Annotated in this window: 27 protein-coding genes and 1 tRNA gene; 7 read left to right on the top strand and 21 right to left on the bottom strand. The window is 60.9% G+C overall.

What is annotated here, in order from left to right; all coding sequences use genetic code 11:
* The first annotated feature begins 58 nt into the window (after window positions 1–58).
* From GL286_RS16470 to GL286_RS16460, 3 genes are read left to right on the top strand one after another with little or no spacing between them, the layout of a single operon-like run.
* The gene (locus GL286_RS16470) at window positions 59–763 is read left to right on the top strand and encodes a type 1 glutamine amidotransferase (protein WP_155096674.1); all 705 of its coding nucleotides are present in this window, start codon (window positions 59–61) and stop codon (window positions 761–763) included.
* Window positions 760–2,118: a glutamine synthetase family protein gene (locus GL286_RS16465; protein ID WP_155096673.1), complete on the top strand. Its 1,359-nt coding sequence runs from the start codon at window positions 760–762 to the stop codon at window positions 2,116–2,118. Before GL286_RS16470 ends, GL286_RS16465 begins: the two co-directional genes overlap by 4 nt.
* On the top strand, window positions 2,115–3,425 hold the full coding sequence (locus GL286_RS16460) for an NAD(P)/FAD-dependent oxidoreductase (RefSeq protein WP_155096672.1): 1,311 nt from the start codon (window positions 2,115–2,117) through the stop codon (window positions 3,423–3,425). The genes GL286_RS16465 and GL286_RS16460 overlap by 4 nt, the downstream gene beginning before the upstream one ends.
* Here GL286_RS16460 and GL286_RS16455 read toward each other — a convergent pair.
* The 3 genes from GL286_RS16455 to folK all read right to left on the bottom strand — a co-directional run bounded on the left by GL286_RS16455 (window position 3,422) and on the right by folK (window position 6,588).
* On the bottom strand, window positions 3,422–5,539 hold the full coding sequence (locus GL286_RS16455; protein WP_155096671.1) for a RelA/SpoT family protein: 2,118 nt from the start codon (window positions 5,537–5,539) through the stop codon (window positions 3,422–3,424). The genes GL286_RS16460 and GL286_RS16455 overlap by 4 nt on opposite strands.
* A gap of 30 nt (window positions 5,540–5,569) precedes the next feature.
* A complete protein-coding gene (gene rpoZ, locus GL286_RS16450; RefSeq protein ID WP_155096670.1) occupies window positions 5,570–5,926 on the bottom strand; it encodes a DNA-directed RNA polymerase subunit omega in 357 nt (118 codons plus the stop codon).
* 68 nt (window positions 5,927–5,994) lie between these two features.
* Complete coding sequence (gene folK, locus GL286_RS16445; RefSeq protein WP_155096669.1) at window positions 5,995–6,588, bottom strand: 2-amino-4-hydroxy-6-hydroxymethyldihydropteridine diphosphokinase; 594 nt, start codon at window positions 6,586–6,588, stop codon at window positions 5,995–5,997.
* Between the two features lie 12 nt (window positions 6,589–6,600).
* Between folK and GL286_RS16440 the strand changes: the two genes are divergently transcribed.
* Both GL286_RS16440 and GL286_RS16435 read left to right on the top strand, forming a co-directional pair.
* Window positions 6,601–7,158 carry an NYN domain-containing protein gene (locus GL286_RS16440; RefSeq protein ID WP_170295245.1) on the top strand — a complete coding sequence of 186 codons (558 nt, stop codon included), beginning with the start codon at window positions 6,601–6,603 and terminating at the stop codon, window positions 7,156–7,158.
* Window positions 7,159–7,251: 93 nt separating this feature from the next.
* A complete protein-coding gene (locus tag GL286_RS16435; RefSeq protein ID WP_155096667.1) occupies window positions 7,252–8,223 on the top strand; it encodes a glycosyltransferase family 8 protein in 972 nt (323 codons plus the stop codon).
* On the opposite strand, the gene GL286_RS16430 is transcribed toward GL286_RS16435, so the two are convergent.
* From GL286_RS16430 to GL286_RS16420, 3 genes are all read right to left on the bottom strand, one after another.
* Window positions 8,220–9,632: a peptidoglycan -binding protein gene (locus GL286_RS16430; RefSeq protein ID WP_155096666.1), complete on the bottom strand. Its 1,413-nt coding sequence runs from the start codon at window positions 9,630–9,632 to the stop codon at window positions 8,220–8,222. The genes GL286_RS16435 and GL286_RS16430 overlap by 4 nt on opposite strands.
* On the bottom strand, window positions 9,622–11,292 hold the full coding sequence (locus GL286_RS22935; protein ID WP_155096665.1) for a hypothetical protein: 1,671 nt from the start codon (window positions 11,290–11,292) through the stop codon (window positions 9,622–9,624). The genes GL286_RS16430 and GL286_RS22935 overlap by 11 nt, the downstream gene beginning before the upstream one ends.
* An 87-nt stretch (window positions 11,293–11,379) precedes the next feature.
* Entirely contained in the window at window positions 11,380–11,952 is a 573-nt protein-coding gene (locus GL286_RS16420; protein WP_170295244.1) for a gamma-glutamylcyclotransferase, read from the bottom strand.
* A 95-nt stretch (window positions 11,953–12,047) separates the two neighbouring features.
* Between GL286_RS16420 and GL286_RS16415 the strand changes: the two genes are divergently transcribed.
* Entirely contained in the window at window positions 12,048–13,073 is a 1,026-nt protein-coding gene (locus GL286_RS16415; RefSeq protein ID WP_170295243.1) for a DUF2125 domain-containing protein, read from the top strand.
* Here the strand turns inward: GL286_RS16415 and GL286_RS16410 are convergent.
* From GL286_RS16410 to yajC, 11 genes are all read right to left on the bottom strand, one after another.
* Window positions 13,070–14,005: a prephenate/arogenate dehydrogenase family protein gene (locus GL286_RS16410; RefSeq protein WP_155096663.1), complete on the bottom strand. Its 936-nt coding sequence runs from the start codon at window positions 14,003–14,005 to the stop codon at window positions 13,070–13,072. The two genes, GL286_RS16415 and GL286_RS16410, sit on opposite strands and share 4 nt — an antisense overlap.
* Complete coding sequence (hisC, locus tag GL286_RS16405) at window positions 14,002–15,108, bottom strand: histidinol-phosphate transaminase (RefSeq protein WP_155096662.1); 1,107 nt, start codon at window positions 15,106–15,108, stop codon at window positions 14,002–14,004. The genes GL286_RS16410 and hisC overlap by 4 nt, the downstream gene beginning before the upstream one ends.
* A 139-nt stretch (window positions 15,109–15,247) precedes the next feature.
* A complete protein-coding gene (locus GL286_RS16400; RefSeq protein ID WP_343038915.1) occupies window positions 15,248–15,787 on the bottom strand; it encodes a DsbE family thiol:disulfide interchange protein in 540 nt (179 codons plus the stop codon).
* Window positions 15,780–15,923, bottom strand: coding sequence for a heme exporter protein CcmD (gene ccmD / locus GL286_RS16395; RefSeq protein ID WP_155096660.1), 144 nt, complete (start codon window positions 15,921–15,923; stop codon window positions 15,780–15,782). The genes GL286_RS16400 and ccmD overlap by 8 nt, the downstream gene beginning before the upstream one ends.
* Window positions 15,920–16,645, bottom strand: coding sequence for a heme ABC transporter permease (locus GL286_RS16390; RefSeq protein ID WP_155096659.1), 726 nt, complete (start codon window positions 16,643–16,645; stop codon window positions 15,920–15,922). The genes ccmD and GL286_RS16390 overlap by 4 nt, the downstream gene beginning before the upstream one ends.
* A gap of 51 nt (window positions 16,646–16,696) precedes the next feature.
* Window positions 16,697–17,353: a heme exporter protein CcmB gene (gene ccmB, locus GL286_RS16385; protein WP_155096658.1), complete on the bottom strand. Its 657-nt coding sequence runs from the start codon at window positions 17,351–17,353 to the stop codon at window positions 16,697–16,699.
* Window positions 17,350–17,982 (bottom strand): heme ABC exporter ATP-binding protein CcmA, encoded by a 633-nt coding sequence (gene ccmA, locus GL286_RS16380; protein ID WP_155096657.1) that lies wholly within the window; start codon window positions 17,980–17,982, stop codon window positions 17,350–17,352. The genes ccmB and ccmA overlap by 4 nt, the downstream gene beginning before the upstream one ends.
* Complete coding sequence (locus GL286_RS16375; protein ID WP_155096656.1) at window positions 17,979–18,335, bottom strand: Mth938-like domain-containing protein; 357 nt, start codon at window positions 18,333–18,335, stop codon at window positions 17,979–17,981. Before GL286_RS16375 ends, ccmA begins: the two co-directional genes overlap by 4 nt.
* Complete coding sequence (secF, locus tag GL286_RS16370) at window positions 18,335–19,321, bottom strand: protein translocase subunit SecF (RefSeq protein WP_155096655.1); 987 nt, start codon at window positions 19,319–19,321, stop codon at window positions 18,335–18,337. The genes GL286_RS16375 and secF overlap by 1 nt, the downstream gene beginning before the upstream one ends.
* A 12-nt stretch (window positions 19,322–19,333) precedes the next feature.
* On the bottom strand, window positions 19,334–20,998 hold the full coding sequence (gene secD, locus GL286_RS16365; protein WP_155096654.1) for a protein translocase subunit SecD: 1,665 nt from the start codon (window positions 20,996–20,998) through the stop codon (window positions 19,334–19,336).
* A 14-nt stretch (window positions 20,999–21,012) separates the two neighbouring features.
* On the bottom strand, window positions 21,013–21,342 hold the full coding sequence (gene yajC / locus GL286_RS16360) for a preprotein translocase subunit YajC (RefSeq protein WP_155096653.1): 330 nt from the start codon (window positions 21,340–21,342) through the stop codon (window positions 21,013–21,015).
* A gap of 244 nt (window positions 21,343–21,586) precedes the next feature.
* Here yajC and mazG point away from each other — a divergent pair, with 244 nt between their 5' ends.
* A complete protein-coding gene (mazG, locus tag GL286_RS16355) occupies window positions 21,587–22,381 on the top strand; it encodes a nucleoside triphosphate pyrophosphohydrolase (protein ID WP_170295246.1) in 795 nt (264 codons plus the stop codon).
* Here the strand turns inward: mazG and dusA are convergent.
* The 4 genes from dusA to GL286_RS16335 all read right to left on the bottom strand — a co-directional run bounded on the left by dusA (window position 22,378) and on the right by GL286_RS16335 (window position 25,580).
* Window positions 22,378–23,418, bottom strand: coding sequence for a tRNA dihydrouridine(20/20a) synthase DusA (dusA, locus tag GL286_RS16350; RefSeq protein WP_155096651.1), 1,041 nt, complete (start codon window positions 23,416–23,418; stop codon window positions 22,378–22,380). The genes mazG and dusA overlap by 4 nt on opposite strands.
* Before the next feature lie 219 nt (window positions 23,419–23,637).
* Window positions 23,638–23,721, bottom strand: a tRNA-Leu gene (locus GL286_RS16345).
* A 48-nt stretch (window positions 23,722–23,769) separates the two neighbouring features.
* A complete protein-coding gene (lipA, locus tag GL286_RS16340; protein ID WP_155096650.1) occupies window positions 23,770–24,720 on the bottom strand; it encodes a lipoyl synthase in 951 nt (316 codons plus the stop codon).
* 119 nt (window positions 24,721–24,839) lie between these two features.
* Window positions 24,840–25,580 (bottom strand): TerC family protein, encoded by a 741-nt coding sequence (locus GL286_RS16335; RefSeq protein ID WP_155096649.1) that lies wholly within the window; start codon window positions 25,578–25,580, stop codon window positions 24,840–24,842.
* Between the last annotated feature and the right edge of the window lies 1 nt (window position 25,581).

The following is a 25,581-nucleotide window of genomic DNA, read 5'->3' as shown; positions in this document are numbered from 1 at the left end:
GACTTGCCCGTGCCCACGCGCGCGACTACCTTTGATTCGAACAATCAACAGGCCAATCATGCGCATCGGCATACTGAAATGCGGTCAGTCGCCCGAACTACTTCGCGGCGAACTGGGCGATTACGACACCATGTTCGAAAAACTGCTCAGCGGACGCGGTTTCGACTTCACCAGCTACCATGTCGAGAACATGGACTTCCCCGGGGATGTCCACGACGCGGACGGCTGGTTGCTGACCGGCTCGCGGCACGGCGTCTACGAAGATCACGCCTTCATTCCTCCGCTAGAGGACTTCATCCGCAAGGCTTACGCCGGTCATATTCCGATGGTCGGCATCTGCTTCGGGCATCAGATCATCGCGCAGGCATTGGGTGGCAAGGTTACTAAATTCGACGGCGGCTGGGCGGTCGGGCCGCAGGATTACGAATTCGGCGACAGCCAGATCACTTTGAACGCGTGGCATCAGGATCAGGTGGTCGAGCGCCCGAAAGGGGCCGAGATCGCCGCCACCAATGATTTCTGCGAGAATGCGGCTCTTGTTTATGACGACCGCGCCTTTACGATTCAGGCCCATCCCGAATTCCACGACCATTTTGTCGAGGGCCTGATCGAGACCCGCGCCAAAGGCGTTGTTCCCGATCCCGTCCTGAAGGGCGCCCGCGCCCGCATCGGCACACCGCTGCAATCGGGAACCATTGCCGACCGTATCGAGAATTTCTTCAAGGCGCCCCGCTCCGCGCTGCGAACCCAAGGTGCCGCATGAAACCCCGCTGGATTGAAGAGACCCCTCAGGCAGCGCAGGACTTTGTCGCGGGCAGACGTCTGGATGAGGTCGAGTGCATCGTAGCCGATATCGCCGGAGTCGCCCGTGGCAAGGCCATGCCCGCCTCGAAATTCGCGCATCAGGAGCGGTTCTACCTGCCGAACTCGATTTTTCTCCAGACGATCACCGGCGATTGGGCGGACAACCCTTCGGGCGCATTCACCGAACCGGACATGATCCTGACACCAGATTTCTCCACCGCGACGGCAGCGCCGTGGACGGCGGATGTCACACTGCAGGTTATCCATGATGTCTCGACCCAATCGGGCGAGCCGGTCCCCACGGCCCCCCGCAACGTGTTGAAACGTGTTGTAGATCTGTACCGCCAGAAAGGCTGGAAGCCAATTGTCGCGCCCGAGATGGAGTTCTTCCTTGTTGCGCGCAACATCGACCCGAACCAGCCGATCATTCCGCCGATGGGTCGTTCGGGGCGTCGGGCTGCGGCAAAGCAGGCCTACTCCATGTCCGCCGTCGACGAATACGGCAAGGTCATCGACGATATCTACGACTTCGCCGAGGCGCAGGGTTTCGAGATCGACGGCATCCTGCAAGAAGGTGGCGCAGGTCAGGTCGAAATCAACCTTAACCACGGCGATCCGGTGCAGCTGGCCGACCAGATCTTCTACTTCAAGCGCCTGATCCGCGAGGCCGCGCTTCGCCACGATTGCTTCGCCACCTTCATGGCGAAACCCATCGAGGACGAGCCGGGCAGCGCCATGCACATCCATCACTCGGTGGTCAGCACGGATACCGGCCGGAATATCTTCTCGGATGAACAGGGTCGTGAAACTCCTGCTTTCATGCACTTCATAGCGGGGATGCAGAAGCACCTGCCTGCTGCAGTTGCGCTGCTGGCCCCTTACGTCAATAGCTATCGCCGATATGTCCCTGATTTCGCAGCACCAATTAACCTTGAATGGGGCCGCGACAACAGGACGACGGGCCTGCGCGTGCCGATCTCCGGCCCCGAGGCGCGTCGGATCGAGAACCGGCTGGCGGGTATGGATTGCAACCCCTATCTGGGTCTCGCCTCCAGCCTTGCCTGTGGCTACCTCGGGCTGATCGAGCAGGAAAACCCGCGTGCCGAATGTCTGGGCGATGCCTATATGTCGCAAGACGAACTGCCCTATAATCTGGGCGATGCGCTGGATCTGATGGATGAAAACGAGGCCATGCGCGAGGTGCTGGGTGCCGAATTCATCGCGACCTATCAGTCCGTAAAGCGCAATGAATACAAAGAGTTTCTTCAGGTTATCAGCCCGTGGGAACGGGAACATCTGTTGCTGAACGTATGAACCTGCTGCATTCCAACGACCGGCTGGGGGAATATCCTCCCAGTCTTTATGCCGACACTCGCGACCCTTTGCGGGGCTTTCCGGCCCTGCAAGGCGACGTGAGTGCGGATGTCGTTGTGATCGGGGCTGGTTATACCGGCCTTTCGGCGGCGCTGCATCTGGCCGAAGCCGGACGCCGCGTCGTCGTCCTTGAGGCGCATCGTGTGGGCTTCGGAGCTTCGGGGCGAAATGGCGGGCAGCTTGGCTCGGGGCAACGGCTTGAAGTCGATGATCTGGAAAAGATGGCGGGGGTCGATGTCTCGCACCGGTTATGGGATCTGGCCGAGGAAGCCAAACGCCTGACGCGCCAACTCGCCGCCCGTGCGAATGTTCCGATCACGAATGGGATTGCGCACGCCTTTCGCACGCCCGAGGAATTCGACCATGCGATGGACATGATCGAACGACTGTCGCGCGACTATGGTTATCACGAAATCGAGGCCCTTGCCGGCGATGGGTTCAAGGCGATCCTGCCTTCGGACGCCTATATCGCGGGCGAGTTGGACCATGGTGCGGGTCACGTCCATCCGCTGAACCTTGCCATCGGCATGGCAAGGCTGGCCGATGGTGCCGGTGCGCGGATCTACGAATTGTCCGAGGTGACGGGGATCGATCATGCGCAGCAGGCGAGCGGCAAGACCATCGTCACGACCGGACAGGGCCGCGTCCGCTGCGACCATCTGATCCTCGCCGCGAACGGCTATCTTGGCGAACTTGAGCCGAAAGTTGCGGCACGGGTGATGCCCATCAATAATTTTATCGTAGCGACCGAGCCCTTGGGTGACCGCGCGACCGAGGTGCTGACCCGCAATATCGGCGTTCACGACACCAAGTTCGTGGTCAATTACTGGCGTCTTGATGCTGAAGGACGGCTGATCTTCGGCGGTGGCGAGAATGTCAGCTACCGCTTTCCCAACGATATCGCGGCCAAGGTCCGCAAGCCGCTGCTGCAAATCTATCCTGGTCTCGCGGATGTCAAATTCACCCATGCATGGGGCGGCACTCTGGCGATTACCATGAACCGGATGCCCTGCTTCATCCGACCTGCGCCGAACTGCCTGTCGGCCAGCGGATATTCCGGCCACGGCTTGGCGCTGGCGACCTTGGCGGGCAAATTGATGGCTCAGGCGGTCGAGGGGCAAGCCGACGGTTTCGATGCGATGGCCGCCCTGCCCTGTCCGCCGTTCCCCGGTGGCGCAATGCTGCGTTGGCCGATGCTGGTCGCCGGAATGTCGTGGTACTCGCTGCGCGACCGGCTGGGAATTTAGTCCAGATTTGCCGATGGGTCGCGGATGCGCGCGACTTGCGCCACGTCGCTTTCAGCCTCGAGCGCGGTCAACAACGCATGCAGATGTTCGCTGTCGCGCAATTCGACCTCGATTCTCAGGCGGTAGAAATCCGGCTTACGATCAAGGAATTCCAGATCCGAGATATTGGCCCCCTGCCCGCCGATCAGCGTGCAGATGCGGCCCAGAACACCCGCGTCGTGGCGAATGGTCAACAGCAGATTGGTCGAGTATGCGGGCGGATGCTGCCCTTCGCGCCAATGCAGATCGACCCAACGCTCGGGGCTTTCCTCGTACTCGGCCAGCACGGGGCAGTCGATGGCATGGATCACCACGCCCTTGCCACGATAGGTGATGCCGACGATCCGTTCACCCGGCAAAGGATTGCAGCAGGGCGCGCGGGTAAATTCCTGATCGGCCTCAAGTCCGGCAACGCCGCGTCTTGCGTCAATCTCGCTGCGCTTGGCCGCAAGTTCGGGGTAAAGTGCGGATAAAACCTCATGCGCCGAGATTTCGGCACTACCGATGCGGGCCAAAAGCTCGTCCGTATCCGGCAAGGCCATGGTCCGTGCGGCAGTCCGAAGCGCCTTGTCGGTGACACGACGGCCAACGTGCTCGAACGCGACGCGGATCAGTTCCGAGCCAAGCCGGATAAACCGCGAGCGGTCTTCCTGCCGCAAGCTGCGCCGGATGGCTGCCTTGGCACGACCAGTCACGACGATATCCAGCCAAGTCGGCTGCGGACGCTGACCCGAGGCAGCAATGATCTCAACCGACTGACCGTTCTTCAATCGCGTCCACAAGGGCACGCGAATGCCGTCCACCTTGGCCCCGACACAGCTATTGCCCAGCCGCGTGTGAATTGCATAGGCAAAGTCGATCGGCGTCGCGCCTTTCGGCAGCGGGATGACGTCGCCCTTGGGCGAGAAGCAGAACACCTGATCCGAATACATCTCGAGCTTTACATGCTCGAGAAACTCGTCGTGATCTTCCTCGCCGAAACGCTCGGTAAGGCTGGCGATCCATTCCCCCGGATCGACGGCAAAGGGGTTTTCGGTGCGCACACCGTCGCGGTAAGCCCAATGCGCAGCCACGCCGGCCTCGGCAACCTCGTGCATCTGTCGGGTCCGCACCTGAACCTCGACCCGCTTCCCATCGCGCCCCGACACCGTGGTATGGATCGAGCGATAGCCGTTGGCCTTGGGCTGGCTGATGTAATCCTTGAACCGGCCCGGCACCGCGCGCCAGCGATGATGGATCACCCCTAGCGTGCGATAGCAATCCGGTTCGGTCCGCGTGATGATGCGGAAACCGTAAATGTCTGACAGACGCGAGAAACTCAGCTGCTTTTCCTGCATCTTGCGCCAGATGCTGAACGGACGCTTGGCGCGGCCATAGACATCGGCCTCGATCCCCTCGCGCTCAAGCTCGGCACGGATATCGGCAGTGATCTTGGGGATCACGTCGCCGGAATCGCGTTGCAGGCTGACAAAGCGACGGATGATCGAGTTTCGCGCCTCGGGATTGATGACCTTGAAGGCAAGATCCTCAAGTTCTTCGCGCATCCATTGCATACCCATACGACCGGCCAACGGCGCATAGATATCCATCGTCTCACGCGCTTTCTGGGACTGCTTTTCGGGACGCATGGATTTGATCGTCCGCATATTGTGCAGACGGTCGGCAAGCTTCACCAAAATCACGCGAAGATCGCGAGACATCGCCATGAAAAGCTTGCGGAAATTCTCGGCTTGTTTCGAGTGAGTGCCGGAAAGCTGCAGATTGGTCAGCTTGGTCACGCCATCGACCAGATCTGCGATCTCTCGCCCGAACATCTGCGAGACTTCGGCCCAGGTCGAGCGCGTATCCTCGATCGTGTCATGCAGCAGCGCGGTCACGATGGTCGCATCATCAAGTCGCATTTCTGTCAGGATGGCGGCGACGGCGATGGGATGGGTGAAATAGGGTTCGCCCGAATGGCGGAACTGACCCTCATGCATCCGGCGGCCATATTCATAGGCGTCGCGGATCAGATCCGAATTGGTCCGAGGGTTGTAGTTGCGGACAAGCGCGATGAGGTCTTCGACGTCGATCATATTTGCCGAAGACCCCGTATAGATTCAGCCTTAGTTGCGGCCTTGGGCTTCCAGCATCATGCGAAGCATGCGCTCTTCCGATTCTTCGTCGGCGGGCTTGGGACGATCGACTTCCGCGCCAAGCAGAAGCGCCATCGCGTCTTCTTCGGGCTCGTCGACTTCGATCTGGGTCTGCGTCGCTTCGATCATGCGCTCGCGCAGGTCGTCTACCGGCTGGGTTTCGTCAGCGATTTCGCGCAGCGCGACGACCGGGTTCTTGTCGTTGTCGCGGTCGATTGTCAGTTGGCTTCCGGAAGTGATCTCGCGGGCGCGATGCGCGGCCAGCATCACGAGATCAAAACGGTTCGGAACCTTGTCGACGCAATCTTCGACTGTCACGCGGGCCATCGGTCACCTTCGGCTTGGAATCAGGATGCAGGGCGAAGCAGGATATTTGGCGCTTCACCACAGGAATGTCAAGCATTCAAAGGCGCTATACCCTCGCGTGCCTCGGCTGGCAAGATGGACAAAAGCTCGGACACGCAACGTTTCAGTTGAGGATGTACCCAATTGGGCGCGATCTCGGCCAAGGGGAACAGAACAAAGCCGCGATCCTGCATGCGCGGATGTGGCAGGATCAGGGTTTCAGGGGCAGACAGCGCCTGTTGTTCCGGCGGCAAGCCCAGCCAACGTAGCTGAGTTTCCGCGTCCGGTAAGACGGCACCGCCATAGGCAATCAGATCTATGTCGATGCCCCGCGATTGCCAGCGCGGCCCCTGTCGCACCCGACCCAGATCGGCCTCGATCCGATGAAATGCTTCCAGAAGCGCCTCTGGTGCCGAATCCGTTTGCAAGCAGGCTGCCGCATTAACATAATCGGGACCACTGCCTTCCGGAAATGCGGGCGTTCGCCAAAAGCGGCTGACGCCTGTCAGAGCCACACTTGGAATACCGACAATTTGCCGTAATGCGGCGCGAAGCGTGTCCTCAGGGGTACCTGCCAAACTATGCAGGTTCCCGCCTAAAGCGATCAGGGCTAGCTTCGAGGAAAGTAAAGAATTCTGATTCATATCGAGGTTATCGTGTTTTACAAAGACGACAGGCTAGCTTTGTTTATTGATGGTTCGAATCTATACGCCGCGGCAAAGTCGCTCGGCTTCGACATCGATTACAAGCTGCTTCGCCAGGAATTCGAACGGCGTGGCAAGTTGATCCGCGCATATTACTATACTGCCCTGCTTGAGAACGAAGATTACTCACCCATCCGTCCCTTGGTCGATTGGCTCCATTACAACGGTTTCTCGATGGTGACCAAGCCGGCCCGCGAATACACCGACGCTTTGGGGCGCCGCAAGGTCAAGGGGAACATGGATGTCGAGCTTGTCGTGAATGCGATGGAGCTTGCCCCGCGGCTGGATCATGCGGTCCTGTTTTCGGGCGACGGAGATTTCAGGCCGCTGGTTGAATCCTTGCAGCGGCAAGGTGTGCGGGTTTCGGTCGTCTCGACCATGCGCAGCCAACCACCGATGATCGCCGACGAGTTGCGCCGTCAGGCCGATAATTTCATCGAGCTCGATGCGCTGCGCGAAGTGATCGGCCGTCCGCCGCGCGAAGTGACGACCCCGAATCCCGAGGCTTGAGCTAGCCGTTGGACAAGTCACGGCCAAGAACCTAGAACTGCCGCACCAATACTTACGTGCAAAGGTTCCAGCCGTGATGCCAACGAGGGCCGAATGAGCCTGACTCCGATTTTCAGCCCCGGCTTCAAGCCTGCATCCGATCTGGCCGTGATCGTGGCCTGCGATGCGAATTATCTGCCATATGCTTCGGTTCCGGCCTTGGCGATGGCAGCGGCAGGCTATCCCCATGACATTCTGATCGGCGGCCCCGAACCGGTCGAGTTGCCAGAGGTGCTGATGCAGGCCGGTATCGGCCATGTCGCCGCGCGCGATGAAGCTTTGCTTGACGCGCTGCCGCTCGACGCGCGGCGTTCGCTTGCGACTTATATGGAACTGTTTCTTGGCAACGCCTTGCGTGGCCATTATCGCCGCATTCTCGTGATCGATGCCGATATTCTGTATGAACGCGGCGATCTATCGCAATTGCTTGCCTCGGATATGCTGGGACATGCTGTCGCGGCTGTCCGCGACAACCGGCAATGGCGCACGCCGAACCGCAAGGTTCAGGAATTCAGCAAGCTCGGCGAGCCTGCCCACCCCTATTTCAATGCGGGTGTCGTCATGATCGACACCGAGGGCTTTGCGACACAGGACATGCCTGCGCGCGCGGCAAGCTTCGCGCGCAAGCATCTTGCCGGTCTGGGACGGGATCAGGCCCTGATGAATGGTATTCTGAAAGGCGATTGGGCGGAAATGAGCCCGCTTTGGAATTGGCAGTTCACGTCGGCATCGGCGCATCTGACGGCGATGGCAGACCCCTGCCTGATCCATTTCATCGGGACCCGGAAGCCTTGGCTTTCGATCTCGCAGGGAATTGTCCCTATGCGGATGAGGGAAGCATTTTCCCGCATCATCAGCCAACACTTTCCCGACGCGCCGCAGGTCAAGGCGGCAAGCAGCAGACACTGGCCGGACGTCAATGACTTGCGCTCGACCCTGTTCCGGCAATGGCGGGCGGCGGGTCCAATGCTGCGCTATCTGAACCGTTTTCCCGACCAATATGCGATGGTCGATCCGCGCGCCTAGCGTTCCGTCAGCTTCAACTCGATCCGACGGTTAGCGGCCAGCGATGCCGGATCGGTCCCATCGGTAACCGGACGGGTATCGGCAAAGCCAGCCGGCAGCAGTCGGCTGGCGGGGAAACCCAGTTGATCGACCATATATCGAACGACGGACAACGCGCGCGCCTGACTTAATTCCCAATTGTCGCGGTAGCGCCCCTGTCCCGACAATGGCTGGCTGTCGGTATGGCCGTCGACGCGGATGATCCAGTCGATTTCGGACGGGATCTCACCCGAGATCTGCTTCAATTGCTCGGTCACCCGCGCGATTTGTGTTTCGCCTTCGGCTGACAGGGTTGCTTCTCCGGCAGGAAACAGCACCTCCGAGGAGAAGACGAAGCGATCACCGACCACCCGAACGCCTTCGCGACCGGCAAGGATTTGCGATAGGCGTCCGAAAAACTCCGAGCGATAGCGGGCCAGATCGCGGGCCTCGGATTCGGCCTTGGAGCGGGCCTCCTCTTCCAGCGAGCGACGTTTGCGTTCTTCTTCGGCGGCGCGCACCAACGCGACGTTCAACTGGCGGCCCAGATCCTCGACCTTCAGATCTGCGTCGCGCTTGTCGTCGCTGGCGACATCAAGGACCGATTGCAGACTGCCAAGCTGGTCGTTCAACTGGGCGACCTGCTGGTTCAACAACGCCACGCGCCGCTGATCTTCGGTCGAAAGCGCTTCCTGTTCAGAAAGCTTTTGCTGGGCGACGGCAAGCAAGCCGGCTTGCTTGTCGGCTTCGGTCGTTTGCGAGGACAGCTTGTCGCCAAGTTCCTTCTTCGCGGCATCGGCTGCGGCGAGCAGGGTCAGCGTTTCTTCGGCCTTTTTGCGTGCCTGGTCCAAGGCGAGCGTGGTCGCAGTCAGTTCCGCACCAGAACTGTCCAACCGTTCTTGTAATGCTTTGGCGGCGGCGGCATCGACCAGTCGCGCGGCTTCGGCGTCGGACAATTTCAACTGCGTCTCGCTAAGACGCTGATCCGTGTCCTGATTCTTGGTCCTCAGATCAGTGACCAAAGCCTCCAGTGCCTCGCGTCTCGCGGCGGCCAGACGGGCCGCCTCGGTCTGCGCATCGATCTCGCCCCTTGCCTGAGCGACGGCAGCTTCCGAGGCTTTCAACCGCGTGCGCTCTGCCTCAAGATCACGATCAAGGTTTTGCGCCTGATCCTGCGAGCTGGAAAGCGCGTTGCTGAGTGCCGCGACACGATCCCCCAGTTGCTCCAATTCGCTGTCTTGCGTCGAGATGCGCTGGCGCAAGACCGATTGCAGCACCATGAAGATGGTCAGCGTAAAGATCAGCACCAGAAGCAGGGTCGACATCGCATCGACAAAGCCCGGCCAGATATTAGTCGAGAAGCGTTCGCCCCCTTTGCGGCTAAGCCCCATCACGTCCCTCCAGCGCCCGGATGGCGCGGGTCAGGGCGGCCATGTCCTCGCGCAACTCGGCGATCAGCCCGTCGCGGCTGCTGGCGGTTTCCTCCAGCAATCGACCCAATTGCACGTCGATCGAGCGCAACCGCATCCGCGATTCCGGATCATCCTGCGGCGCAGGTTTCGCCTCGGCCAGTTCGACCAGACGCGACTGTCCGTCGGCCAAACGGTTCAAAGCACGGGTCAACGATTGATGCTGCGCCGCATCGGCTTCCCGATCACCCACGGCAGGTGTGGACGGGGATTGCGCCATCAATGCAAGGCGTTGCTGGCTTTCCGTGATGCGCGCCAGAGCATGAGAAAGCTCGGGCGGCAGATGCACGGTCGGCGCAGTCTGGGCCAGAGAAATCAGATGGTCCTGCCCATCGGCAAAGCGGGCCAGAACCTGTTCGAGCCGCGCGGTCAGATCTTCGGATCGCGCGGTTTCCGATGCGGCAACGGTTGTCGCATCCACCAGACGTGCCTGCTGATCGGAAATGCGCTCAAGGATGCTGGTCAGGCGATAATGGCTTTCTGCCTGAGCCTGCCGCTCGGCGGCAAGCTCGGAAGCCATTGCGTCACGATCCGAACCGATCAGGTTGGTCAGGCGATCGACGCCGCCGACTAGCGCAAGAGAACGCGCATCGGCGTCGGTCGCTTCCTGATCGCGCAATTCATCGCGCTGAACGTAGAACTCCTGCAAATCGACAAGCTGGTTCTGCATGCCGGACATGAATTCGGCCAGATGGGCCTCATTCAACCCGCCATCGCCGCCCGACAAACCGATGCGGGTAAAGGTCGACAGCCATTCCTCAAGCTCGCGGTAGAAGCGGTTCTGGCCGTGGCTGGCAAACAGTTCCAGCAGGCCGACGACCAGCGAACCCGCCAGACCCAGCAGCGAGCTGGAGAACGCCGTGGCCATGCCGCCAAGCTGCGTCTCAAGTCCGTGCATCAGCTTGTCGAACACCTCGACGCCCGATTCGCCCTGTTCGGGGGCAAGCGTCCGGATGGTTTCGACGATGGCAGGAACGGTTGTTGCAAGACCGTAGAAGGTTCCCAGAAGTCCCAGAAAAATAAGAAGATTGCCCAGATAGCGCGTGATATCGCGCGCCTCGTCGATACGGGTCGCCAGTGATTCAAGGATCGAGCGCGCCGAGTCGGTTGTAATCGTCGCGCCGACCGGCCCCCGCGAGCCCAACAATTGCGCCAAAGGTGCAAGCAGTCGCGGCGCGGTGCTTCCCGGCGCCTGCTCGTTTGTTCCATATCCCAGTTTACCTGCAGCAAACCGCTCGATCCAGCTGACCGAGTTGATCAACTGTGCCACCTGCCAGAAGCAGGTCAGCACTCCCAATGCGAAGACCACTAGAATTGCGCCGTTCAGCAAGGGGTTCGCCGCAAAGATCGGCAGGATGCGGCCATAGGCGAACCACGCACCGACGCCGACCAGCGCCAGCACGATCAGCATGAACACGACCTGACGCACGGGCTGCGAGAAATGCGGTTCAGCCGCAGGCTGACCAGCCCGCCGTGCATTGCGGGTCGCGGTTAATCGCGACGCCCGCCCTTTGCGGTTGTAGCTGTTATCGTCTTCCAGCGGGTACTCCGCGCCGGTGTCGTCGGTGTCGGCCTGGGACAACTCCGCCCCCTCTTGATGCAATCGGGACCGAGTGTAGAGCCGAAGCGCTCCGATGCAAGCGGAACGGAAGCATTTGCACGGAAAGACTTAATCCGGCTTCCCGCCATGCCCCGTATCGTGCGAGATCAGCCCGCGAACAAGGCGGGCCAGCGCATCCATGTCCAGATCGGTGACGCCCATTTCGGCCAGATGCGAGGCGGTGTTGAAAAGATACTCGTAATTCGGTCCACGCCCGCCCCGGGCGCCCGCAATGATCCGGGCCTGCTCGTCCAGATCAAGCTCTCCGGCATATTGGTCATGGTCGCGGCGGATGACATAGCCGACCGCGCTGACGTGGCGCCCATCGGTCAGCGTCAGCGGCAGGATCCGTTCCTCATAGGCGTTGGTGGTCAGTTCCCGTAGGCGAAGCCCCTGGATCGCGTCAGGCCAATCGGCATCTGCCACGCGCAGCGCCAGACCGACACAATCCGCCCCGCCATCCGCATCAAGTCCAAGCACCAATCCCGGTGCATCGACCGTCCCGCGATAGACAACCGAGCGCAGACAGAACCGTCGGCTGAACCCGTCCAGCCGCGCGCCGACAGCCTCGGCCACAGGGAAACCCGGATCCCACATCAGCGAGCCATAGGCAAAGACCCAATGTTCGCTTTGTTTTGCCACCTTGTCGTCGACCTTTCGATGCGTCCTTTCGTTCAGCTAAGACTTAGGTCAGGATGTGGCATGTTCCAAGCCACCCGAAGCTGCATGAGGGGAAATTGCGCGGATTCATCATCTTGCTGGCCATTCTCGCCGTGTTTTTCGGCGGAATCTGGTTCGGCATCCAATCATTCATGGCCCGAGAGATCGGCAGATTGGCCGAAGCAGGGACCGGTTTCACGGTCGGTTCCATCACCAAGCTAAGTGATCCAAGCCGGATAGGGGTCCACCTGACCGAGCCTCGGATTGTGACACCGAATGGCAGCCTTTCCTTGCCGGAGGCCTATTTCTCGGTCGGGCCGTTGTCACCCACCACTGCAACGTTGACTCTGCCTGCAACGGCAACGCTTGATCTGGGGACCGGTCCGCATGAACTGGGCATGGCAGACCCCAAGGCGAGCGTACATTTTATGGCCTTTTCCGGTCTCGCTCCGGGGCGGGCGGTTATCCGGACTGGTCCGCTGACTCTTGACGGTCAACCATTGGCCGCGTCGCTAGAGGTTGACACAAAGCTGGGCGAATTGGCGCAGGACATGCCGCAGGGTTCGCAGGCCGTATATGACCTGACGTTCGATCTGGCAGGATTGAACCCTGCAGCCTTGCCCCAGATCGCCGGTTTGGCCGAGCGGTTCTCGATCAGCGATCCGGTGGCATTTCAGGGCAGCGGCAAGATTTGGCTGGATGCGCTCCCGACGTCGAAGGCGCTTCAAACCCCGCCGACACCGTTGCCGACCGGCTTGCAGATCGACTCGGCCGATCTGAAAATCGGCACCGTCGGAGCGCGCCTGATCGGCCGACTAGAAGCAGATGAAACAGGCCGCGCAAAGGGTGCGCTGGCACTTTACACCAGCGATGCTCAGGCGCTGCTTCAGACTGCGGCGGATGCGGGAATGATCCCGCAAAGCGTCGTGATGATCGGGCGCACGATGATCAGGACGGTATCGTCCCTGTCCATGGAGCCCGCCCCCAACATCAGTTTTCCCGAACCGCAGGCAGGCGAACTGCGCCTGCCGATCACCTTTGCCGAGGGCCGGATGCGGCTTGGTCCGATTCCGATCGGCCAAGCCCCATTGTTGCGGCCTTAGCTTTTGGCGTTTTCTCCGGGCTTCTGGCTGCGCCCGAAATCGGGTGCGGCCGTGTCCTGACCGGCCTCGATAATGCCGCGCCGGATCGCCCGCGTGCGGGTGAAATAATCGAACAGATGCTGTCCATCCCCCATGCGGATGGCGCGTTGCAGCACGAACAATTCCTCGGTGAAGCGACCAAGGATATCCAGCACCGCGTCCTTGTTTTGCAAGAACACATCGCGCCACATGGTCGGGTCCGAGGCGGCAATCCGCGTAAAGTCCCGAAAACCTGCGGCTGAATATTGAACGACTTCGCTTTCGGTGACACGTTTTAGGTGATCGGCGACCCCGACCATTGTATAGGCGATCAGGTGCGGCGTATGGCTGGTGACCGCCAGAACAAGATCGTGATGCGCCGCATCCATCCGCTCGGTATTCGCACCCATTGCCTGCACCAGAGTTTCAAGGCGGGTGATTGCGGTCTCGTCGACATCCTCGGCGGGGGTGAACAGCCACCACCGGTTGCAGAACAGGCTGGCGAAGCCCGAGCGTGGACCGGAATGCTCGGTTCCGGCCAAGGGATGGCCCGGCACGAAATGAACGCCTTCGGGCAAATACGGCGAGACCGCATTGACCACGGCCTGCTTGACCGAACCGACATCGGTAATGGTCGCGCCAGCTTGCAGATAGGGCGCTATTTCCTCGGCGACAGCAGCCATGGCTCCTACGGGTACGGCCAGCACGACAAGATCAGCGCCCTTGACCGCTTCGGCAGCCGTATCGAAGACGCGATCGACCAGACCTATTTCCAGCGCGGTTTCACGGGTCTCAGAGCTGCGCGCGTGGCCGACAATCTCGCGCGCAAGGCCTTTCTCGCGCATCGCCAGAGCCATCGAGCCGGCGATCAGTCCCAAACCGATCAGCGCAACGCGGTCATAGATAAAGCTCATGCCCCGATTCCCGCCCGCTCGGCCATAAACTGGCCGATGACATGCGCCACGCGGCGGCACGAGGCCTCGTCTCCGACAGTGATCCGCAGGCAATTCGGCAGGCCGTAACCGGCGACCTGCCGGACGATCAACCCCTGTGCCTTCAATGCCTCGTCGCAAGCACCAGCCGTTTCGGCATCGGCAAAGCGGGCAAGAATGAAGTTCGCGCAGGATGTATCGGTGGGTACGCCTTTTTCGGCCAGCGCCTCGGCCAGCCATGCGCGCATCCGCGCGTTCTCGCTTTGGCAGCGCGCGACATGGTCACGGTCGCGCACGGCGGCTTCGGCCGCGTCCATTGCGACCGAGGACAGGTTGAACGGGCCACGAATGCGGTTGAGGACGTCGATGATCTCGCGCGGACCGTAACCCCAACCGATCCGAAGACCGCCGAGCCCGTAAATCTTCGAAAACGTGCGCGTCATTACGACATTCGGAAGGCGGGTCGCGAGTTCCGCGCCACCGTCATAATCCTCGACATATTCGGCGTAGGCCGCGTCGACGACGATGATGGCCTGCGGGACGGCCCGTGCGAGCCGCTCAAGCTCGGGTAGCCCCACCATCGTTCCGGTGGGGTTATTCGGGTTGGCCACAAAGATCAGTCGGGTCCGCTCGGTCGCACCCGCGATCAGCGCGTCGACATCGGTCACGCGGTCACGTTCCGCCACCTGTACCGGCGTCGCCCCTGCTGCGTGGGCACTGATGCGGTACATCAGGAAGCCGTGTTCTGTGAACAGGACCTCGGTTCCCGGACCGGCATAGGCCTGACACAGGAAGTGGATGATCTCGTCCGAGCCAACGCCGCAAATGATCCGGTCGGGGTCTAGCCCGTGCACCTCGCCGATGGCCGCGCGCAGGCTGGCGTGATCGGTATTGGGATATCTATGCAGGGAATGGGCGGCGCGGATAACAGCTTCGCGCGCCTTGTCCGAAGGACCAAAGGGGTTCTCGTTCGACGACAGCTTGGTGACGTTCTCGATCCCGGCAACCTTGGCGGCACCCCCTTGATAAAGGGAGATTTCCATGATGCCAGGTTGAGGGACGATGTTCGATTGGTTCTGCGACATCTCGGGCCTCTTGCATGCCCGGTCGTCTTAGCCGCAGCAGTTGGGCTTGGGAAGACGTCTCGGCCCAACGCGCGATGATCGGCAGGTCTGCGTTTCCCAAATACCCGTGGGACGGCACAAATCCGCAAAGCGGTAAGCGCTATTCCGCGGCCCGCGCCTGTTCCAGTTGCGGCAGGAAGCGATTGGTGAAGTCTTCGCGGATCAGTGGCCCGACATGCCGGTAGAGGATCTGGCCGTCACCATCGATGATGAAGGTTTCGGGCGGCGCGGTCACGCCCCAATCAATGGCCGTGCGGCCGCGCGGATCGGTCGCCAGCGCGCGGAAGGGGTCGCCATGTTCAGACAAAAAGGAGGAAGCCGCCCCCTCGGGGTCCTTCAGGTCGATCCCGTAGACCGGAAGCTCTTTCGCAAGCTCGGTCAGGGTCGGATGCTCGGCGCGGCAAGGCGGACACCAACTGGCCCAGAAGTTCACGATCTTGACGCCGGGTTGTCGCAGCATCTCGTCGGTCAGTTGCACTTTCCCCGACAAAGTCTGCTGTCCGATTGGCGGAGCCTCGCGACCGACCAGAGCCGAGGGCAATTCGCCAGGATTCTCGCGCTGCATTCCCCAGAGGAACATCACCGCCAAGCCGCCAAATACCAGCGGAGGCAACGCGATCAATGGATTGATCCTAGCCACGGTTGTCATACTCCTCAAGCGCACGGCGGGCGCGGGCGTTGGCGCGCACCGTTTGCAGAACGATGGCCACCAGCAACACAAGGCTGATGCCATAGGCGGACAGAACCGTGGTGGCGTATTTACCAAGCTCGATCATGCGCGGTGCTCCCGTGCCAGCAATGCGGCCAATCGACGACGGCGGATCTCGGTACGGGTGCGGATCAGCACCAAAGCCAGAAACAGCAGGAAAAAGCCCAGCATCGAAACGTAAAGCGGATAGCGATAGACCGAGGACATCCGCTCGCCCGGCGCAACCGAAAGCGAGGCCCCCTGATGCAGGCCCTGATTCCAGAAATTGACCGCGTAGCGCGACAGGAAGGCGAATACCGAACCGACAAGGCACAGAAGGCCGGTCAGATCGGCGGCACTGTCGGGATCCTCGATCGCCTCCCACAAGGCGATATAGCCCAGATAGAACAGGAACAGCACAAGAAACGAGGTCAGACGCGGGTCCCATTCCCACCACGTCCCCCACATCGGTTGCCCCCAGATGGCACCGGTGATCAGCGCGATCAGCGTCATCACGGCTCCGACCGGCGCGGCGGCTTTCGCGGCCAGCGCGCTGACATGGTGACGGCGGATCAGCCAGACCAAGGACGCGACAAGCATCATCATCCAGGCATTGATCGCCATAAGTGCGGCCGGAACATGCAGGAATACGATCTTGACCGTTGCGCCCTGCCGGTAATCGTCAGGCGTCAGAAATCCCCAGACCAACCCGACGACCGTACACAGCGCCGCTCCCGCCACGATCCATGGCAAGACAATGCCCGAGGCACGCAAGAACTTGACGGGGTTGGCATATTCCCAGATCGACATGTGTTCCTCCCTACCCCTTCGCGCTGGCCCGCTCAACTGTCGGTACGTGATTCATCGCAGATTGACCCGCAAAGCCGCTGCGGCAGCAAAGGGAACCAATGCCAAGGTGGCAAAGGTGATTCCGGCCAGAAATACCAGCGGTGTTGTGACCTCGGTCCCCATCAGACCACGACGTACGGTCTCGGCGCCGAAGATCAAGGTCGGCACATACAGCGGCAGAACCAGCAGAGAAAGCAGCAGGCCGCCCCGACGCAGACCGACCGTAAGAGCAGCGCCAAACGCCCCCAGCATCGACAATGCCGGCGTCCCGACTGTCAGAGACAAGACCAGCCACGGATAGGCAGCGCCCGGAAGGTGCAGCAAGATCCCCAGAACGGGCGAGCAGATCACCAGCGGCAGACCGGTCGTCAGCCAATGCGCCAAGGCTTTGATCGCGACCATGCCCTCTAGCGGCAGCGGAGCGGTCGCCAAAAGGTCAAGGCTGCCATCCTCGTGGTCCAGCGCAAAAATGCGGTCGAGCGACAGCAGGCAGGACAACAGCGCGCCGACCCACAGAATGCCCGCAGCAATTCGGGATAACTGCCCGCCATCGGCTCCGACGCCAAAGGGGACAAGAGTGCAGACGATCAGGAAGAAGGCCAGTGACAGGCCAAAGCCGCCTCCGGCCCGAATCGCGAGTTGAAGATCACGCCACAGCAGCGCCTTCATGCAAAGGCCTCGTTGAAACCGGCAGGGCGGTCATCGCGCCGCGTCAAGTTCGCGCGATATGGCGTCAGATCCAGCAACCCCGCTTCAGGCAGGCCCAGATCAATATGGGTCGCAACAAGTGCAGCGCCGCCAGCCGCCAAATGGGCGCGCAGCATGGCTGCAAACAGCGCGACCGAATTGCTGTCCAGCGAGACGGTCGGTTCGTCCAGTAGCCAAAGCGGACGTCCTGTCACCATCAACCGTGCCAGTCCCAAACGCCGCTTCTGGCCCGCCGATAGGGTATGCGCGGGGCGCGCCGTCAACTCCGTCAGGTTCATCGCCACAAGAGCGGGCCCGATAGCGGGGCCACCAAAGACGGACGCCCAGAAACTCAGGTTTTCGGACACGGTCAATGCGGGTTTCAGCCCGTCCGCATGGCCAGCATAAGCGATTGAATCGGGGGGGCAGTCGATCTGGCCCGCGACGGCGGGTTGAAGTCCCGCCAGCGTGCGCAGAAGCGTGGTCTTGCCCGAACCGTTCGGGCCGCGCAAAACCAAGGCCTGCCCGCCCGACAAGGAAAAATCCAAACTCTCGATCACGCGCAGGCCGCCGCGGGCGACGGCCAGATCACGGACCGAGATCAACGTCATAGCGGCAGCAAAGCGCAGGCGACGCGCCTGCCCTCGGACAGGGTGACATTGTAGCTGCGTGCGGCCGAGGGCGAACCCATCGGCTCGGGCATGACACCGGCAGCCTCAAGGGCCGAGGTCAAGGGGCGCGGAGGAAACGCGACATCCGCCCCCATCCCGATGAACAGGACATCGACCGAACCGGCGAGGTCCAGAAGCGGTTGGACATCATCCAGCCCGCCCCAAGGCAGCACACCGTCCTGAGTGACGATGATCGAGCCGTGATGGACCTTGCCCCCGACGCGGAAGAACCCGGGGCCATAGCCGTCAATCGGAACGGCCCCAAGGAACTCGGTAGGTGTCATCGCCGACATCAGGGCGCGTCCCGGAAGGCGGCCGGAATGTCGTCCTTGGCCTCTTTCGGATCGGGCTTCGACCAGTCACGTTTCACGCCCAGCCACAACACGATGTTCTTGGCGACATAGACCGTCGAATACGCCCCGACGAACACGCCCCAGAGCATCGCGAAAACGAAGCCACGAATGACGTCGCCGCCAAAGACATACATCGCGGTCAGCGCCAGCGCCGTGGTGACAGCGGTCATCACCGTGCGCGACAGCGTTTCGTTCACCGTCAGGTTCATCACGTCGATCAGTGGCATGGCCTTGAACTTGATCAGGTTCTCGCGCAGCCGGTCGAAAACCACGACCGTATCGTTGACCGAATAGCCCAAGGTCGTCAGCAGCGCCGCGATGGTGGTCAGGTCGAACTTAAGCTGGAACACAGCAAAAATCCCGACCGTCAGCAACACGTCATGCATGATCGAGACCACCGCACCGATGGCGAACTGCCATTCGAAGCGCAGCCAGATATAGAACATGATCGCAATCGTCGCCGCACCAACCGCATAGATTGCGGTTTTGATCAACTCTCCCGAGACTTTGGGGCCGACCGACTCGACTGCGGCGAAGCTGACTTGCGGGTCCACGGTTTTCAGCGCGGCCTCGACCTTGTTCAGTTCTTCTGGGGTAACCGAACCTGTCTCGTCCGTGGTGCCGATGCGGATCATCGCCACATGCTTTGATTCGCCGAAGCTCGGGTCGAACACTTCGGTGATCGAGACATCGCCGATCTGCAGATCATCCAGCACGCGACGGTAATCGCCGACCTCGAAAGCCGCAGGGCTTTCGGTCCGGATCGTGGTGCCGCCCTTGAAGTCGATACCGAAATTCAGACCCATGAACAGCACGGCGAAGATCGAGCCGACCATTGCGACGGCCGAGATACCGAAGGTCAGCCACTGCCAGCGGAAAAAGTTAACATTGGTCTCATCGGGGACCAGTTTCAGACGGAATGCCATATCCTCGCCCCCTTACAGAACCAGTTGCTTCGGTTTGCGCCAATCGAGCCACAGCACGATCAGCAAGCGGGTCAGGAAGATCGCGGTAAAGACCGAGGTGACCAACCCGATGGTTAGCGTCACGGCAAAACCTTTGACCGGACCCGAGCCAAGGAAGAACATCACCATCGCGGCAATGAAGGTCGTCACGTTCGCGTCGATGATCGCGCTCATGGCTTCGCTGAAGCCGTCATCGATGGCTTTGACCACGCGTTTGCCACGCCGCAATTCCTCGCGGATGCGTTCGTAGATGATGACGTTCGCGTCAACCGCCGTACCAACGGTCAGCACGATCCCCGCGATACCGGGCAGCGTCAAAGTCGCGCCCATCATCGACATGATGGACAGAATCAGGATAACGTTGACGATCACCGCGACCGAGGCGAATACGCCGAACAGGCCGTAGCTGGCGATCATGTAGGCCACGACCGCAACCGTCGCGATGATCGAGGACAGACGCCCTGCGTCAATCGAGTCCTGCCCGAGTTCGGGACCGATGGTCCGTTCTTCAAGGAAGGTCATCTCGGCCGGAAGCGCACCAGCACGCAGCAGGACCGCGAGACGGGTCGAGCTTTCGACATCCATCGAACCAGAAATCTGGCCCGAACCCGTGGTGATGGCCTGCCGGATGACCGGCGCAGAAATCACCTGATTGTCCAGAACGATGGCAAACGGCTGGCCGATATTCGACGAGGTATACGAGCCGAAACGCTTGGCGCCCGTGGGACCAAAGCGGAAATCGACCGACGGTTGGCCGTTCTGGTCGAAGCTCGGGCGCGCATCGGTCAGATCCTCGCCGGTGACGACGGGGCTTTGTTCGAGCGTGTAATAGACGCCCTGCTCGTCCATCGAGGGCAGCACGACCTGCCCTGCCGCGACGCGCGCATTCGCGTCGGTGCCACGGCTGACGACGGGGTTGAAGGTCAGTTTCGCGGTCGTGCCGATCAACTGCTTCAACTCTTCGGCGGAACCGATGCCGGGCACCTGAATCAGGATGCGGTCGGCACCCTGACGCATGATGGTCGGCTCGCGCGTGCCGACCTCGTCGATACGACGGCGAATGATTTCCAGCGATTGCTGGACAGTGCGGTCGTCCGTCGCGGCTTTCTCGGCGTCGGACAGTTGTACCGTCAGACGGTTTCCGCTGCCCTTGATGTCCAGATCGCTTTGACCCGCGCCGCTGATCGAGGTGACCGGCACAGCCAGACCACGCGCGATCTCGACCGCTTTCGCGATCTGCTCGGCATTCGAGATTTCGACGATCAGCTGGCCATCCGGTGCCGTGACACGGCGCACCGCACCGATGGTGTCGCGCTGAGCAACCAGCGCGTCACGAAGTTCCGGCCAAAGGCTGTCCATCCGCGCTTTGTAGACGTCGGCGACATGGACTTCGCCCAGCAAGTGAGCCCCCCCGCGCAGGTCGAGACCAAGATTGACCAATCCGGACGGAAGCCAGTCGGGCCATGCCGCACGGGCGGCAAGATCCTCGGGCGTCTCGACCCCGGAACGTTCCATATTGGCGATGGCGTCGTTATGCGATTCGACCTTGCCGTAAAACAGGTTCGGCATCGCAAACAGCAGACCCAAGGCGATCAGCCCCAGGATCAGCACACGTTTCCAGGCGGGGATTTGAAGCATGGCGAGCGGTTGTCTCAGCTATTGGCAGCGGCGGGTGCGGTTTTGTTCACGACGCCGGTGATGGTCGAGCGGACGACGCGGGTTTTGACGCCCGGTGCGATTTCGACTTCCAACTCGTTGTCGCGGACCGAGGTCACCTTGCCGATCATGCCGCCCTGGGTCACGACCTCGTCGCCTTTCTTGACCGCTTCGACCATGGCGCGGTGTTCTTTCATGCGCTTCTGCTGCGGGCGGATCATCAGGAAATACATGATGACGAAGATCAGGATAAGCGGCAGGAAGGAAGCAATGCTGGCTGCGCCCGAGGGGGCGGCGGCTTGGGCATAGGCGGGGGTCACGAACATGGGTTGATCCCTTTCTCAGGCATTATCCGGGCGGTCCCCCGGCGGAGTTGGCGCGCACCGTATCTGCCTGTCCGATGGATGGCAAGAAAGCGTGGAATAACGACTCCGCCAGCAGGCAGGGTGGCAGCGTGGACTTGGACCGGCACCTGTGGCAGTTCAAGGGCACAGAATGAATTCCTCTGATCGGGAAAGGTAGATCATGGCACATGACGCATTGCATCCGGCGTTGGCGGACAGATCTGCCATGGCGGACGAAACCGGTATTCCCCGGCTTCTGGCGATCATGGCGGCGCTGCGCGACCCGAAATCCGGCTGCCCGTGGGACATCGAACAGAACTTTGGCACCATCGCGCCCTACACCATCGAAGAGGCCCATGAAGTCGCCGATGCTATCGCGCGCGAAGCGTGGGACGAGTTGCCCGGTGAGTTGGGCGATCTGCTGCTGCAGGTTGTGTTCCATGCCCAGATGGCCGACGAGGCCGGAATGTTCGGCTTCGACGACGTGGTGAAGGCGGTGTCGGACAAGCTGATCTCGCGCCATCCCCATGTTTTCGGCGACGAATCCCGCGACAAGTCGGCCGAACAGCAGGTCAAGGACTGGGAAGCGATCAAAGCGCAGGAACGCGCGGCAAAAGCCGAGAAGGGCGTGCTGGATGGCGTCGCGCTGGGGCTGCCCGCACTAAGCCGTGCGTTGAAATTGCAGAACCGCGCCGCTCGCGTGGGCTTTGACTGGCCTGGGCCTCAGGACGTTCTGGCCAAGATCCAGGAGGAAGCTGCCGAACTGGTCGAGGCGCGAGAAACCACGGACCACGCGCACCAAACCGAAGAGTTCGGCGACCTGTTGTTCGTCATGGCGAATCTGGCTCGCCATCTCGACATCGACCCCGAAGAGGCGCTTAGATCCGCCAATGCCAAGTTCACTCGCCGCTTCCGTTCGATCGAGGCTCAGCTTGCAGCTGAAGGCCGTCGTCCGGAGGACAGCAATCTGGCCGAGATGGACGCGCTTTGGGATAAGGCCAAAGCCGCAGAGAGGGCCTAAATGGCTGTAATTTCAGCCACTTCCGCAAGGGCGGCGTCGTAAACTGCCAAGGCTTCAACGCGGGTTGTGGCCTTGGATGCACCCTCGGACAGCAATCGGCGCCAACCGCGCGCACCGGCCCGACCGTGGAACATGCCCAGCATATGGCGACTGAACTGGTGCAACCTGCCAGCATTTGTCACATGCTCATCAATCATGGCCCGCATGACACGAGCAGCGTCGATCGGATTGGAGAAATTCGGCTCTTCGCCCCATAGCCGGTCGGCCGCACCCAGAATATCCCAAGGTTGATGATAGGCCGCGCGACCAACCATGGCGCCGTCCATGACCTGCAGGTGCCCCTGCACCTCATCGATTGACGCAATGCCTCCGTTGATCGACAGGTGCAGATCGGGGAATTCGGCTTTCATGCGATGAACCAGAGGATAGTCCAACGGAGGAATCTCGCGGTTTTCGCGCGGCGACAGACCCTGTAGCCATGCCTTGCGTGCATGCACGGCGATCCGCCGCACACCGCTATCACGCATCAACGACAGGAATGCCGGAAGGACGTCCTCGGGGATCTGGTCGTCCACGCCAATGCGGCATTTCACGGTAACCTCGACCGGACTGACCCGCATCATCGCCTGCACGCAATCTGCCACCAGTTGCGGCATGGTCATCAGGACCGCGCCGAAACAGCCCGACTGCACGCGATCACTCGGGCAACCGACATTCAGGTTGATTTCGTCATAACCCCAATCCGAGGCGATCCGTGTCGCCTCGGCGAGCATCGCAGGATCGGAACCGCCAAGTTGCAGGGCCAAGGGATGCTCGACCGCGTCGTAATCCAGCAAGCGGCCACGATCGCCATGGATCACCGCCTGCGCCGTCACCATCTCGGTATATAGCAAGGCCCGCCGCGACAGCGTGCGATGCACCAACCGACAGTTACGGTCGGTCCAATCCATCATCGGGGCAACCGAAAGCTTGGCGGCGTCGGTGGTGGTTTTCGCGGTCACTTCACGTTCGATCTTGTTGCTATTCGGCAGTGTCATTGGGGCCTCGATTATGTCCCGAGCGGCGATGGCGCGAAAACGAGCCGATTGGTCAGCGGTCGCGAGACAACTTGAATACCATTGAGATCGGGATCGCGCGGATACCAAAATGCCACGATCTTCGCAAGATGCGGGTGACGGACGGATAAGGCTTGGCCAGAACGACAAACGCGACCCGATGGGTCGCGCCGGTATCGCTTCAGCGTCAAATCCGAAGGTTGGTACCCGAGGTCGGACTCGAACCGACATACCTTGCGGCGGCGGATTTTGAATCCGCTGCGTCTACCATTCCGCCACTCGGGCCTTCTGCCACCCGACTAAGGTGCTGCGAAAGCTTTTGCAAGAGGCAGTTTACGCCCGCCCCAGCTTCTTGAGCCGTGCCGCGCGCAATTGTGCGAAATCGTCCCCCGCATGATAGGACGAGCGCGTCAAAGGAGTCGCCGAAACCATCAGGAAGCCTTTGCCATAGGCCGATTTTTCGTAGCCCGCGAATTCCTCGGGGGTGACAAATCGGTCAACGCGGTGGTGCTTCGGGGTCGGCTGCAGGTACTGGCCGATGGTGATGAAGTCGATATCGGCGGCGCGCATGTCGTCCATGACCTGCAGAACGCCCTGACGGTCCTCTCCCAGTCCGACCATGATGCCGGACTTGGTGAACATCGTGGGGTCGAGCTCCTTGACCTTTTGCAACAGGCGCAGCGAATGGAAATAACGCGCGCCCGGACGGACCTGCGGATAAAGGCCCGGAACCGTTTCGAGGTTGTGGTTGAAAACATCAGGACGGGCTTCGACAACGATCTCCATCGCTCCGGCATCGGATTTGAGGAAATCGGGAACCAGAACCTCGATGGTCGAACTGGGCGAGCGATGCCGAATCGCGCGAATGGTCTGGGCGAAGTGATCCGCACCGCCATCCGACAGATCATCACGGTCAACCGAGGTGATGACGACATGCTTCAAGCCAAGCTTCTGCACGGCATGGGCAACGCGACCCGGCTCGAACACGTCCAGGGCCTGCGGCTTGCCGGTGGCGACGTTGCAGAAGGTGCAACCGCGCGTACAGATCTCGCCCATGATCATCATGGTGGCGTGGCCCTGCGACCAGCATTCGCCGACATTCGGGCAGCCCGCTTCTTCGCAGACCGTCGAGAGCCGGTTGTCCCGCATGATGTCGCGGGTCTGCTTGTATCCTTCCGATGTCGGAGCCTTCACACGGATCCACGAAGGCTTTTTTGGCTGGTCCTGATCGGGCCGATGAGCCTTCTCGGGGTGTCGCTGGTCGGGTATCCGGAGATCGCGCAAGGTCCTGTCCTTTCGGTCGCGGTTGGCGAAGAAATAGACCTTTGCAGTCGCGAACGCAACGCCGTGTCCGGAATGCAAAACGCGAGGGAAATTCCCCCGCGCCGCGATCGGTTTCTGGCTTATTTGTCTTCGCGCCTCATCCGGCTGTTTCGGGCCCACATGTTCAGCGCCTCTACACCGGCCGAGAAGGCCATCGCGGCATAGATGTAGCCCTTGGGAACATGCGCGCCGAAGCCTTCGGCGATCAGTGTCGTGCCGATCAGCAACAGGAACGCCAGTGCCAGCATGACGATGGTCGGGTTCTTTTCGATGAAGTTTGCCAGCGGATTCGCCGCCAGGAGCATGACCGTCACAGCCGCGACAACGGCCACCACCATGATTTCGACATGAGGGGTCATGCCGACGGCGGTGATGATGCTGTCGATCGAAAACACCAGATCCAGAATGAGGATCTGGACGATCACGCCGCCGAAAGTCGCGACGGCGGCACCTACCAGAGTATCCTCGCGATCATTGGGATCAACGTGGTGGTGGATTTCCTTGGTGGCCTTCCAGACAAGGAACAGACCACCTGCAATCAGGATGATGTCCTTCCACGACAACTCATTGCCAAGAATGGTCACGACCGGTTCCGTCAGACGTACGATCCAGGCGACGGTCGCAAGCAGACCCAGACGCATGATCAGGGCCAGACCGATTCCGATGCGGCGGGCACGCTCGCGGTGCTGCTCAGGCAGCTTGTTGGTCAGGATCGAGATGAAGATCAGGTTGTCGATGCCAAGCACGACTTCCATCACCACCAGTGTTGCAAGTGCAACCCACGCGGCGGGGTCCTGTAAAAGGGCGAGAATGCTTTCCATA

Origin of the sequence: Paracoccus aestuariivivens (assembly GCF_009711225.1) — a bacterium.
GTDB classification, from domain to species: Bacteria; Pseudomonadota; Alphaproteobacteria; order Rhodobacterales; family Rhodobacteraceae; genus Paracoccus; species Paracoccus aestuariivivens.
Note: the sequence above shows the minus strand (reverse complement) of the source record. Positions and strands in the feature narration are given on the sequence as shown.